The sequence below is a fragment of the Longimicrobiales bacterium genome, assembly GCA_029245345.1.
Taxonomy (GTDB): Bacteria; Gemmatimonadota; Gemmatimonadetes; order Longimicrobiales; family Gaopeijiaceae; genus CALFPJ01.
Window position 1 is genome coordinate 420,287 of record JAQWPM010000012.1, and the last position, 11,461, is coordinate 431,747.

At 61.3% G+C, this 11,461-nt stretch carries 13 protein-coding genes; 6 read left to right on the forward strand and 7 right to left on the reverse strand.

Annotated elements, in window-relative coordinates:
• Positions 1 to 141 precede the first annotated feature (141 nt).
• The 3 genes from P8L30_04940 to P8L30_04950 are packed head-to-tail and all read left to right on the forward strand — an operon-like array spanning position 142 to position 2,970.
• Complete coding sequence (locus P8L30_04940; protein ID MDG2239525.1) at positions 142 to 984, forward strand: histone deacetylase; 843 nt, start codon at positions 142 to 144, stop codon at positions 982 to 984.
• Entirely contained in the window at positions 981 to 1,994 is a 1,014-nt protein-coding gene (locus P8L30_04945; GenBank protein ID MDG2239526.1) for a D-cysteine desulfhydrase family protein, read from the forward strand. The genes P8L30_04940 and P8L30_04945 overlap by 4 nt, the downstream gene beginning before the upstream one ends.
• A gap of 40 nt (positions 1,995 to 2,034) precedes the next feature.
• Positions 2,035 to 2,970, forward strand: a complete 936-nt coding sequence (locus P8L30_04950) for a GGDEF domain-containing protein (GenBank protein MDG2239527.1) — start codon at positions 2,035 to 2,037, stop codon at positions 2,968 to 2,970.
• Here the strand turns inward: P8L30_04950 and P8L30_04955 are convergent.
• Positions 2,967 to 3,110: a hypothetical protein gene (locus tag P8L30_04955; protein MDG2239528.1), complete on the reverse strand. Its 144-nt coding sequence runs from the start codon at positions 3,108 to 3,110 to the stop codon at positions 2,967 to 2,969. The two genes, P8L30_04950 and P8L30_04955, sit on opposite strands and share 4 nt — an antisense overlap.
• A gap of 124 nt (positions 3,111 to 3,234) precedes the next feature.
• Positions 3,235 to 4,872 carry a beta-N-acetylhexosaminidase gene (locus P8L30_04960; protein MDG2239529.1) on the reverse strand — a complete coding sequence of 546 codons (1,638 nt, stop codon included), beginning with the start codon at positions 4,870 to 4,872 and terminating at the stop codon, positions 3,235 to 3,237.
• A 209-nt stretch (positions 4,873 to 5,081) separates the two neighbouring features.
• Here P8L30_04960 and P8L30_04965 point away from each other — a divergent pair, with 209 nt between their 5' ends.
• The gene (locus tag P8L30_04965; GenBank protein MDG2239530.1) at positions 5,082 to 6,524 is read left to right on the forward strand and encodes a sulfatase; all 1,443 of its coding nucleotides are present in this window, start codon (positions 5,082 to 5,084) and stop codon (positions 6,522 to 6,524) included.
• Here the strand turns inward: P8L30_04965 and P8L30_04970 are convergent.
• Entirely contained in the window at positions 6,521 to 7,045 is a 525-nt protein-coding gene (locus tag P8L30_04970; GenBank protein MDG2239531.1) for a DinB family protein, read from the reverse strand. The genes P8L30_04965 and P8L30_04970 overlap by 4 nt on opposite strands.
• 90 nt (positions 7,046 to 7,135) lie before the next feature.
• Positions 7,136 to 8,653 carry a peptide MFS transporter gene (locus P8L30_04975; GenBank protein ID MDG2239532.1) on the reverse strand — a complete coding sequence of 506 codons (1,518 nt, stop codon included), beginning with the start codon at positions 8,651 to 8,653 and terminating at the stop codon, positions 7,136 to 7,138.
• Positions 8,654 to 8,898: 245 nt separating this feature from the next.
• Between P8L30_04975 and P8L30_04980 the strand changes: the two genes are divergently transcribed.
• Positions 8,899 to 9,171, forward strand: coding sequence for a hypothetical protein (locus P8L30_04980; protein ID MDG2239533.1), 273 nt, complete (start codon positions 8,899 to 8,901; stop codon positions 9,169 to 9,171).
• 118 nt (positions 9,172 to 9,289) lie between these two features.
• A complete protein-coding gene (locus tag P8L30_04985; GenBank protein ID MDG2239534.1) occupies positions 9,290 to 9,466 on the forward strand; it encodes a hypothetical protein in 177 nt (58 codons plus the stop codon).
• A gap of 10 nt (positions 9,467 to 9,476) precedes the next feature.
• Here P8L30_04985 and P8L30_04990 read toward each other — a convergent pair whose 3' ends face one another.
• Genes P8L30_04990 through P8L30_05000 form a run of 3 tightly spaced genes read right to left on the reverse strand, consistent with a single transcriptional unit; the run spans position 9,477 to position 11,422 of the window.
• A complete protein-coding gene (locus P8L30_04990; GenBank protein ID MDG2239535.1) occupies positions 9,477 to 10,328 on the reverse strand; it encodes a DUF5777 family beta-barrel protein in 852 nt (283 codons plus the stop codon).
• An 8-nt stretch (positions 10,329 to 10,336) separates the two neighbouring features.
• Positions 10,337 to 10,951, reverse strand: coding sequence for a YceI family protein (locus tag P8L30_04995; protein ID MDG2239536.1), 615 nt, complete (start codon positions 10,949 to 10,951; stop codon positions 10,337 to 10,339).
• Between the two features lie 9 nt (positions 10,952 to 10,960).
• On the reverse strand, positions 10,961 to 11,422 hold the full coding sequence (locus P8L30_05000; GenBank protein MDG2239537.1) for a hypothetical protein: 462 nt from the start codon (positions 11,420 to 11,422) through the stop codon (positions 10,961 to 10,963).
• Positions 11,423 to 11,461: the final 39 nt, after the last annotated feature.

Below are 11,461 nucleotides of genomic sequence, written 5' to 3' on the forward strand. Positions count from 1 at the left end.
CCAACCCGCCGCCATCTGTCCTAACGTGCGCCCTCTATACCGTCCGAGGGCCTGTCAGTGCCCTCATTAGCTCTGAGCTCTGTGCAAGCCTACTACTGCGACCATTTCGTTCTCCCGCTGCCGGCAGGGCATCGGTTTCCCATGGAAAAATATCGCATGCTGCGTGAGCGCATGTCGGATGTCGAACGGATCGATCTCCGAGTGCCAGACCCCGCCAGCCGCGCGGACCTCGAGAGAGTGCACACGCCGCGCTACGTCAGCGACGTGTTTTCCGGTGCGTTGTCGAGAGAGGAAGTGAGGCGCATCGGATTTCCGTGGTCTCCTGAACTGGTGGAACGTTCTTGCAGGTCAGTTGGGGGCACGATGGCGGCGAGCCGCGCAGCACTCACAGACGGCGTGGGAGCGAATATGGCGGGCGGAACGCACCACGCGTTCGCGGCTCACGGGGAAGGCTTCTGCGTCTTCAACGATGTGGCCGTCGCGGTTCGAGTACGACAGACGGAGGGCACGGCGAAACGCTTCGCTGTGCTGGATCTGGACGTTCACCAAGGCAACGGGACGGCTGCTATTTTTTCGGGCGACGACTCGACCTTCACACTCTCCGTCCATGGAGCCAACAACTTCCCCTTCCGGAAGGAGGCGAGTGATCTCGACCTTGAACTCCCGGACGGCTGCGAGGATGACGAATATCTCGAGGCGACCTCCATGGGAATCCGGCGAGCGCTCGAACATGGCCCCGACCTCGCCTTCTACATCGCAGGAGCAGACCCTTATGCAGAAGACAAGCTCGGTCGCCTGCGTGTTTCCAAAGAGGGATTGGCGGAGCGAGACCGTCTCGTGCTCGAGGGCTGCGCGGCCGCCGGAGTTCCCGTAGCGGTGGTCATGTCCGGAGGCTACGCGGCCACCGTGGCGGACACCGTCGACATTCACGAACACACCGTCCGGGCCGCATCCCGGGTTTCATTGAGACGAACCACACCATGACCGACCCGGCCGCTCTGGACCGCCTGAACCGTTGGGAACGACTCCCGCTAGCGAATCTTCCGACGCCCCTGGTGCCCGCACCTAGGCTCGCACGGGAACTGGGTGACCCCAACCTGGATCTGTGGATCAAGATGGATGCGGAAACCGGTTTCGCGCTGGGTGGAAACAAGGTGCGCAAATTAGAATTCGAACTCGCGGCTTCGCGACTCGATGGGGTAACCCACCTGCTGACGGCGGGCGGACCTCAATCGAACCACTGTCGGGTGACTGCGGCTGCCGCGGCACGCCTGGGGTTGAAGTGCACACTTGTCCTGAGCGGTCCGGAACCCGCACACCCGAGCGGAAACGCCCTGCTCCATCGACTCTTCGGCGCCGAAGTGATCACGGTGGAGGACCGCGCAGATCGCACACCACACATGGAGGCGTACGCGGAGGAGCTTCGCAGTGCTGGCGAGCATCCACTGGTCGTACCCATCGGGGCTTCCACCGGTTTGGGTTCTCTGGGCTACGTCAATGCCATGGTCGAGCTCGCCAAACAGCTCGACGGCCTCGGCGCACGCCCTAACCGAACAGTGATCTTCGTGCCAAGCTCTTCATGCGGCACACTCGCGGGGGCCCTCCTGGGGATCTCTATCCTGGACCGGGCCGACATTGTGTTGATCGGAGTCAGCGCCGACGCGACTGAAACAGAGCTTCGAAACACTACGCTTCGCATCGCAGCGGATAGCGCCCGGGAACTGGAGTGGAACGGACCACTTTTCGTCGACCAACTCGAGTGCTGTGACTCGGAGGTCGGGGAGGGATACGGGATCCCCACCCCCGCAGCGGTCGAGGCGACCCATATGTTCGGCAAAGGCGAAGGCGTGGTGCTTGATCCGACCTACACTTCCAAGGCTGGATCGGGTTTGTGTGCCTGGGTTCGCAACAACGAGGCACGCCCAGGTGACCGAGTGATCTTCCTCCACACCGGCGGGCATCCCGGGCTGTTAGCCCGAAACATCAACTACTGACTAGGCTTCCACCCTAGGATGGCCGTGCTAAATTTTCCTGATGCCCTCCAATGCGGAACTCCTTGGTGCGGCCCCCCTCTTTCAAGGTCTGGCGTTTGACGACCTAGAACGTCTGGGCGGTGCTGCACGTCTTCAGCACTTCGACGCTGGCGAAGCGATCGTCGAAATCGGTGAGCCAGGACGGTCCCTTTTTGTGGTCGTCTCCGGGCACGTCCAGGTGCTGTATCCCGCTCGGATTTTGGAGGTCGAATTGGCCCGACTCGGACCTGGAGATTTCTTCGGCGAGATGGCCCTGCTGAATGACAAACCCCGGAGTGCCACCGTTCGCTCGGTGGGCCCCGTGGAAGCACTCGTGTTGGACAAGTCCGAATTCAAACAGCTGGTCTTCGACCGCCCTCAAGTCGCGTTGAACTTGTTGGAGGTGCTCTCTGTCCGGATCTACCAAGCGGACCAACAGATCGGCGGGCTCAGCGATCAAGCGATCCGCGACACACTGACCGGCCTTCTGAACCGGCGCGCGTTCAATGAAAGGATGGTGATTGAATGTGACAGGGCACGCCGTTACCAGGAGACCTTCTCCTTGATCCTGCTCGACTTGGACCACTTCAAGTCGATCAACGACACCCTGGGACACGACGTGGGCGATGAAGTCTTGTCATGGATCGGTCGTATTCTGACCCTGCACACCCGCGCCGCGGACATGCCGTTTCGGATCGGCGGAGAAGAGTTCGCGATCGTCTGCCCGGCGACTCACCCCGATCTGGCTAGAGCGGTTAGCCAACGGTTGGTCGACGTGGTGAGGGAAGCCTCACCTCCTATCAGACACAAGCTCAACCTGACCATGTCTGCCTCCTACGCGACATGCCCGGACGACGGCACGGACATGGAAGTGCTCTACAACACCGCGGACCAGGCCCTGCTCCAGGCAAAACGGGACGGCCGCAATCGGGTAAACGACCCGATCGTCATCCCCTAGTCGAACCACGTAGTGAGGCGCTGCCAGGCGCTCAAGAGATCCGGCTCTGACTCGAGGACACCGAACAGTGGGTCCGAGAGCGACCATTTGCCCGTGAGTTTGTGGCCCCGAAGCTCGAAGAGGAGCTTGCCCTTCTCCAATCCTTCGGCCGTGGGTTCGAGCGGTAAGAAGTGCAGTCGCCAACTCCGGCATACTAGAGGCGATCGCGAACAGGACCGACCCACTGGAGACCCTACAGGCAGAATAGGACCCGCCACCTACGTCCTAGCGGTTGGGCGGCCCCACCTGCCACGGCACGAGCGGTGACCTGAAGAAATTGAGGCCTAACGCAGTCCATCTCGCGGACTGTGCGCCGAGTCTCAGACGGTACTCGTCCCACTCGATCGCAGATTCAGCCGACCAACCCAACTCCGCTACCCCCGCGAGGCGGGGGAACGCCATGTACTCGAAATCCCTGAGGTTCGTGACCGTCTCGGACCAGAGCGGGGCCTCGATCCCTAAAACCCCGTCAGATGGGAGCGAGGGAAAGAGCTCGGTGACACGCCAGTCATAGGCGTCGCGCACGTTCGGGATACCGGCCCACGTAAGTCCGAGCGCAGTCGACGAATCGTACTTGAGATCAAGGTAGACGCGATTCGACGGTGACAGAATGACGCCCGCGCCAGCCTCCACTGCGGCAAGAATCCCGGCCTCGAAAGCCGCAGATCGCCCTTCCGCAGCGGAGTCCCGTTCTACTCCCGGATAGGGCCAACTCGGCCTCCATAGTTGCACAGCGGAGCCTGCGACCAGGTCCGCGAGGGCGACTTCGTCCCAGCCGACCATCTTCTTCCCGTACGAGCCGACGATACCCTGCACTCGGTTGATGAACGCAGCGTACTCGTCCTCGGTCAGTCGCTGGACTTCATCTCCGCCCACGTGGAAGTACTCTCCGGGCGTACGTGCGCTGATCTCGCGGATCACATCGTCGAGGAAGTCATACGTGGACTCGCGGTCCACGCAGACGGTGCTGAAGCCGACCGCGGTGCCGATGAACAACTCCGGAGCGACACCATCACAGTTCAGTTCAGCATACGACGCCAGCGCAGCGTTCGTGTGGCCGGGCATATCGATCTCGGGAACGACCATGACGAAGCGGTCCACGGCATAGCGAACGATCTCTTCGTACTGCTCAATGGTGTAAAAGCCACCGGCCCCTCCCCCGACCTCGGTCTGGCCACCATACTCGGTGAGCCTCGGCCAGCCGGGAATCTCGACGCGCCATCCCTGGTCGTCAGACAGGTGGAGGTGGAGTCGATTCACCTTGTAGAGTGCAGCCAAGTCGATGAAACGCTTTACGTCGTCCGCATCAAGGAAGTGTCTCGCGACGTCGAGCATAAGCCCGCGCCACACGAACCGTGGAGCGTCGGAGATCTCAACACCGGGAACCCACAGAGGCTGTGGGAACGCGCCCGCATATTCCACGAGAGGGGGCAGCAGGTGTCGTAGCGTCTGCACGCCGTAGAAGAGCCCGGCGGCCTCCGGTGCCCGGACCGTCACGTTCCCAGCGGTTACCGACAACTCGTAGCCCTCGGCGCCCAATTCCTGGTCAGCATCGGTACGGGTCAGGCGGATCGACCCGGAGGCTCCGACCGCAGAAGACGTGTCCGCGACCACCGCCGGACGTGTGTCGGGATTGTTTCCGATGAGGTCGGCTAGGAAGTGTCCAATCGCCTGACCGTCTTGATCGCCCGCATCGAAAACCACCAACGTCGACTCTGACACCAGGAACGTGTCGGCGGGCGTCCATGCCAAAGCGGTCGGCAGCGGAATGATCGAATGCGGCGCCTCAGCCGGGGCTTCGTCACAACCCGTAGTAAGGACCGTGGCCAGGCCAAGAACCAAGAACGAAAGGAGAAGTCGCATGGAGTGCATCAAGAAGATGGGCCTGGGTGGTTTGATGTGACGAATCCGAACTGCGTCACAGGGCGGCCCGCACCATGACCCCCACGCCCGACCTTGGCAAGCCGACTCACAGCCCCAGAAGGAGCCCCGTAGATGTCGAGCGACCGCACGGCCGCATATGATGTCTCGCGGCCACTCCAAACCGCCCAGCCTGCATCGAAGGGAAGGAAATGAGTCCAGCAGCGACAATCGCAACGACCTGTCTGATAGCGCTCGGCACCTGCTCGTGCACACCCGCGGATCCCCCGCCCCTCAACGTCGTCCTTATCGTCATCGACGATCTGGGCTGGATGGACAGTGGCACCTACGGAAGCACGTTCTACGAAACCCCCAACATCGACCGGCTCGCATCAGAAGGCGTGCGCTTCACGGACTTCTACACGGCCAGTTCAGTGTGCTCGCCCACGCGTGCCAGCCTAATGACGGGCAAACACCCCGCCCGACTGGACCTGACAAATTGGATCGGCGGCGAACAGAGCGGCCTCCTCGACCAAGCCGAGTACATCCGGGAACTGCCGCTCTCTGAGGTCACCGTAGGCGAGGCATTCCAAGCCGCCGGATACCAGACCGGCTACGTCGGGAAGTGGCATCTAGGAGGCGCTGAGTTCCTCCCAGATGCGCAGGGCTTCGATTACATGTTCGCGGTCAACGAAGCCGGCCAGCCTGGCGCGTACTTTCCGCCCTACGAGAATCCGAATTACGCCGTCACGAACGTGCCGGACCTCGACGGCGACCCCGAGGGCACGTACCTGACGGATCGCCTCACCGACGTGACGATCGACTTCCTCACCGAGCACCAGGAAGAACCGTTCTTCTTCGTTCTTTCGCACTACGCGGTGCACACCCCGCTTCAGGCGAAGCCTGAGGTGACCGCACGATACGCGGACAAGGCCGAAGACCTGGGACCCGTCACCGAGGCCGATTACGAGGCGGAACGGGAAGCGGAGACGAAACTCCGCCAAGACCACCCCACCTATGCCGCCATGATCGAGAGCACCGACCAGAGCGTGGGCCGCATCCTGGATGCGCTCGATGACCTCGAATTGTGGGAACGCACGATCGTGATGTTCGTGTCCGACAACGGCGGACTCTCGACGCTCATGCGAAGGAGTCCCACCCAGGCGACTTCAAATTTGCCCCTGCGCGCCGGAAAAGGCTGGCTCTACGAAGGTGGTATTCGAGCGCCTCTCATCGTCCGAACTCCAGGGGTGCCCGCTGGAGGCCTCGTGTCCGACCATCCGGCGTCGAGCACCGACTTGTACCCAACGTTGCTGGCGTTGGCCGGCCTGCCGGCCCGACCGGAACAACATGTCGACGGGGTCAGCCTTGCCGCCGCCCTGACCGCTGGGGAAGCAGCCCGCGACACCCTCTACTGGCACTTCCCGCACTACCACGGCTCCGGAAATCGTCCAGGCGGCGCGATACGTGCGGGTAATTTCAAACTCGTGGAGTGGTTCGAGGACGGCAGCGTAGAACTCTACGACCTAGCGACAGATCTCAGCGAAGACCACGACTTGGCCACTGAACGCCCAGAAGACACGCAGCGACTGCAGGACCGGCTCCACGCCTGGCGCGCCAAAGTCGGCGCGAACATGCCTACCGCGCGGAACTAGCCTTCCGCCGACTCCGATGACTCGGCCCGCACGGCCATGATGCGCTCAGCGGGACCGGGATAACCCATCGCCTTTCTTTGTGCGCCGATCATGCCCATGTGGTAGCCCTCGTGCCAGGCAAAGAAAACAACCTGATCCCGCTTGGTCTGCTCCGCGTGCCAGCCCTCCTCGAGAACGGTGTCGAGCACCTCTTCGCTCAGCTCTGAGAGAGCACCAATGAACTCGGCATCGATTGCGTCCCACTGCTCTCGAAGTTCGCCGAGCGGGGGATAGTCGGCCCCGTCCGTGGCCGCACCCTTCCCAAATGCCTCCTCATACGGGTTGTCGCGCTCAATCCCCAAGAGATTCAGCACCCAAATCCGCGAGTGCATCAGATGACCGATTGCCCAAGCGATGGACGGTCCGGAGTCCCCACGAGATCGCTTGCGTGCGTCGTCGTCCGTGAGGTCACCCAAGACGAACGGAATCATGAAGTTGCTCGTGGCGAATAAGCCGCTAAGGCTCTTGATACTTCCAGACATGTTCGCTCCTAAGTCCATGGCGTGTGACGGAAATAGAAACGGGCCCCAGGGCGACTACCCCGGGGCCCGCTCCATCTATTCAGTTCTGCGCTACCGCAGGTTCCCCATCAGCTTCCTGACCTGAGGTGCCGCAATGAGCGCGACGATCCCAGCAGAGCCGATGATCATGGCCACAGTCCGGAAGAGCGCAGCCGCTTCGAGATCGACCAGCGAACCACCGATCAGCCCAGCGAAGAGGTTGCCTAGAGCCGCGCCGACGAACCAGATACCCATCATCTGACCGACCCGGTTCACCGGAGACAGCTTCGTAATCGCCGACAGTCCGATTGGCGAGATGCATAGCTCACCCACCGTGTGCAGGAAGTACGTCACGACGAGCCAAGCCGGGCTCACGAGGTTGTCTGGCGATGCGTTCGCAGCACCCCAGGCCAACACGAAGAAGCCCATGGCCAGGCCCAGAAGTCCCATTCCAGCCTTCAATGGAATGGACGGGTTCTTCTGTATCTTCTCGAGCGCGATCCAAAGACTGCCGAACAGGGGCGCGAGAATGATGATGAACATCGCGTTCACGGACTGTAGGAACGAAGCCGGCATGAGCCAGCCCATGATGTTCCGATCCGTGAGATCTCGGGCGAAGATGTTGAGCGAGGTTCCGGCTTGTTCGAAGCCCGACCAGAAGATCGCGATGAGAATAAAGAGCCAGAAAATGACCCCCATCTTCTTGTTCTCTTCGACCGTGTGCCCCCCAGCCGTCCACACGTAGACGAAGTAGCCTGCCACCAAGATCAGCACGCTGTATCCCAGATATTGTGCGATCTGGGTCAGAGAGAGCGGAATCGTCCCGTTCGACACCAAGAAGGCGAACCCGGCAATTCCAGCGACGACGCTGAAGAAGGTCATGAAGAATTTCTTCTCACGAGCCTTGATCACCTCAGGTGCATCAGTCGATTTAAGCAGACCCGCATCCCCGAGATATCCCGCGCCCATCCGATACTGAATCAGCCCGAGCACCATACCGACTCCGGCGGCTCCGAAGCCCCAGTGCCAGTGGTAGCCCTCACCGAGGAATCCAGTCACGAGCGGTCCGAAGAAGGCGCCGAGGTTGATGCCCATATAGAAGACGGAGAAGCCGGCGTCACGCCTCGCCCCTCCCTCCGGATACAACTCACCGACCACCGTGCTGACGTTCGGCTTGAGTAGGCCCGTCCCGATGATGATGAAGACTAGGCCCAGGAAGAACATCCTCGTGTTCGGTACGGCCATCGTGAAGTGACCGAGGGCGATGATCCAACCACCGACCCAGACCGCCTTTCTTTGGCCCCAGAGGTTGTCAGCGACCCACCCGCCGGGCAGCGCCAAGATGTACACGAGCGCGGTATACATGCCGTAGATGGCACCCGCCGTCGCGACGTCTAGGCCCAATCCACCATTCTCGATGATCGAGCCGTCACCCTTCGTGATGACGTTGGTGGTCGCGGCCGTCATGAAGAGCGTCAGGAGCGCGCGCATACCGTAGTACGAGAAGCGCTCCCACATCTCCGTGAAGAAGAGCGTCGCCAGGCCCCGAGGGTGCCCGAAGAAGGTCCCCTCAGAAGGCTGTGATCCCATTGTCGCCGATTCGGTGCTCAAATTCGTCTCCGATTTGGATGACTCTCGAGTGACGTCACGGGTCTACGCCACTTCGAGGGGCCTGATTTCATTGAATATTGGCGCGTAACCTAAGCCGGGGGCACACACCCACGCCATTCGCGAACCAGCCGACCTCACTACGTAGAATCTCGTAATAGTTCTGATTGTGCATGGGCCCACCCTAATATGCGACTGTCACTCCCGCCCACTACCGCACAGAAACCATGAATCGCAGACACGTCCTCGGACTTACGACACTGCTGGTGTTCGCTGCCGCTTGTCAGGACATCGACCAAGCGGTCGGCCCCACCGATGTCGCCCCGGGTCCATCCCTGAGCGTACAGCAGCAGAACGATCGGGTCGCGCCTGGTCGAATCCTCGTACGTCTCGCGGACGGCGCCGACGTGACTCTGACCGTGGGCGACGGAACTGGCTCGCACAGCGTCACCGACACCGTCAGTTGCAGGGTCCGTGGCAAGAGGGCCAGGTGTAAATAGGACACTCTCGGCACAAAGAGGCCCCGGCCTCCGTAGGGATCGAGGACCCGACTGGACTGTCAGTCGGGTCCTCGTTTCATTAGGCGAGTATCCGAAGTCACCGCAAAGAGAGGCCACTATGACGGCCGTAATCGAGTACTTGCTCGCCAACCCACTCTTCCTCATCCCGATCCTGCTACTGGTAGCGATGATGGTGTGGGCCATCCTCAAGAAGCTGCTCAAGATGGCCGCGGTTGTCGTGATCGCGGGTGTTCTCTACGTGCTGCTCGTCGAGTACTTCGGAACAGGGCTCTAAGCGAACACCACTAGAACGCGAGCACGCGGGTGACGTTGAAGCCTACACGCCACTCGTCCGGCGTAAAGTCGAACGGAGTGCCGCCCAGGAACTGAGTCGGGTTCATGCGCGGCTGGTTCGTGAGCAGAAGCTTGAAGAAGTGCCCCCCTGTTTCCAACTCGATGCCGAACGTGCCGGAGTCGAACTCCAGGTCCGCGCGCCGAGCACTCTTGATCCACTCCGCGAAGAGACTGGTGTGCTGGGACAGATAGATCTGGCCATGGCCCCCAATGAGGAGAAGCGACTCAGACGTCGCGTCGTCGATCACCGGGTTGTGCAGGAGCGTCGGCACGAGGCCGATGGCCACATTGCTCCCAAAGGCCACGTTCAGCATGAGCTGCCCATATGCCTGCGACTCGTTGTCGTCCGCGGGCACTGAGGTCTGAGTGTTCCAGGCCACGCCACCCATCGCCCCGACCATGAACGACGTGGTGCCGGAGCGGCGGTCCCACAGACGCACCTTGGCGTTGAGCTCGAGGTTGTCGTCCAGGTTGGAGCGCAGAAGGCCGAACATCACCCGATCTGTCGCCGCCACGGCCAGTCCGAAGCGGTTGTACACCGGTCCATCGAAACCCCACAGCGCATCGGCTCCATCGGACACAGCGGGCAAGAACCGATGCGAGATCTCGAAGAGTACCTCGCCCTTGGCCAAGGTCTCCGCCGTCGGCAGGTTCGCAGCCTGCGTGGAGTGAAATACCGTCACCGGAATCTCGGTGGCTTGCTCGCGTCGTTCAAAACGCTCCGGTCGCTCCTGCGCTGCCCCAATCGCGGGTAGGAACACAACCGAGAGAACTCCGACCCACGCCGCACGACTCAAAGGCATTCTCACCACTAACCCTCCACGGGCTCGATATAGAAGTCGAGCGTGAGTTGGACTTCGTTGTTCAGCTTAAGGAACATCACACTCGGAATCTCGATGTCGTGATCTGAGAGCAGCACCTCGAACTCACATTGGACCCGGTATCCTGCTCCGTCGGGTGACACGTCACACGTCATGGCCTGGTCCCGTTCGACACCGTGCACCCCAAACGTGCCCTGCGACGTGATTCGGAACGCGCCGTCGTTCAACGGTGCGGCCCGGGCGATTCGCCCCCCGAACGCCGCGTACGGAAACTCCTCAACCTCGAGGTAGTTGTCGCGCATGTGACGATTCCGGAGACCAATCCCAGTGTCTATGCTGGCCAGATCTACTTCGAAGTAGAACTCGGTGTCGTCGCCGCCCGATTCCGACGAAAGCATATCAGTGTTGAGCGCGACAAAGCCGTCGATCCGATCAGTCACACCGTCGAATTCCTCTATCGAGGCGCTCGAAGTAAACCGCACCAGCCGGTCTGCCTCCAGCTTGATCCGATATTCCTGCTGTGCCGAGACGGGACCCGCCCCGAGCAACGCCCCGAGAAGGAGCGCCCCCGCTGCGTAGGTCGATCCTGATGGTCTCGGGATCAAACCGCCGGCCTAGTTATTGGCAGCACCGCTGTTGATCCAGTTCTTGATGTTCGTGAGATCGATGTTGTCGAGCTTACTGCCACCGATCGGCATACGCGCCCCACTCCCAGTCCCCTCAAGTTTCTTCACCAAGTAGCTGTTCACAGCATCGTTCGCTATGACGTACACGTCACCTACCGACGACTGAACGCCGACAAGCGCGGCGTGGTTTGTCGAGGCGTTACTGCCCAGCGTGAGTCCTCCCGCGCTACCCCCGTGGCAGCCGGACGCGGTACATCCGATCCGAGTGAATATCTCTTGGATATCCGCGGCGAACGACGGACTATCCTTGATGGTCCGAGTCACAGAGCCGTTTTCATTGTTGTTGCCGTCCCCATCACCAATCGGGTCGGTGGGGCTCTCGCTTCCGCCGCACGCGCCGAGGAAGGCGGTGACTACGACTAAAAAGAAGACCTGACGAAGACGGCCCACAGCACGCTCCAATGGATGAGTGATTGTCGAGACGACGAA

Excerpts from the sequence above, each read along its gene's own strand:
- P8L30_04975 (MDG2239532.1), bottom strand. The coding sequence starts at position 8,653 with ATGGGATCACAGCCTTCTGAGGGGACCTTCTTCGGGCACCCTCGGGGC.
- P8L30_04950 (MDG2239527.1), top strand. The coding sequence starts at position 2,035 with ATGCCCTCCAATGCGGAACTCCTTGGTGCGGCCCCCCTCTTTCAAGGT.
- P8L30_04960 (MDG2239529.1), bottom strand. The coding sequence starts at position 4,872 with ATGCGACTTCTCCTTTCGTTCTTGGTTCTTGGCCTGGCCACGGTCCTT.
- P8L30_04990 (MDG2239535.1), bottom strand. The coding sequence starts at position 10,328 with ATGCCTTTGAGTCGTGCGGCGTGGGTCGGAGTTCTCTCGGTTGTGTTC.
- P8L30_04965 (MDG2239530.1), top strand. The coding sequence starts at position 5,082 with ATGAGTCCAGCAGCGACAATCGCAACGACCTGTCTGATAGCGCTCGGC.
- P8L30_04970 (MDG2239531.1), bottom strand. The coding sequence starts at position 7,045 with ATGTCTGGAAGTATCAAGAGCCTTAGCGGCTTATTCGCCACGAGCAAC.
- P8L30_04940 (MDG2239525.1), top strand. The coding sequence starts at position 142 with ATGGAAAAATATCGCATGCTGCGTGAGCGCATGTCGGATGTCGAACGG.
- P8L30_04980 (MDG2239533.1), top strand. The coding sequence starts at position 8,899 with ATGAATCGCAGACACGTCCTCGGACTTACGACACTGCTGGTGTTCGCT.
- P8L30_04985 (MDG2239534.1), top strand. The coding sequence starts at position 9,290 with ATGACGGCCGTAATCGAGTACTTGCTCGCCAACCCACTCTTCCTCATC.
- P8L30_04945 (MDG2239526.1), top strand. The coding sequence starts at position 981 with ATGACCGACCCGGCCGCTCTGGACCGCCTGAACCGTTGGGAACGACTC.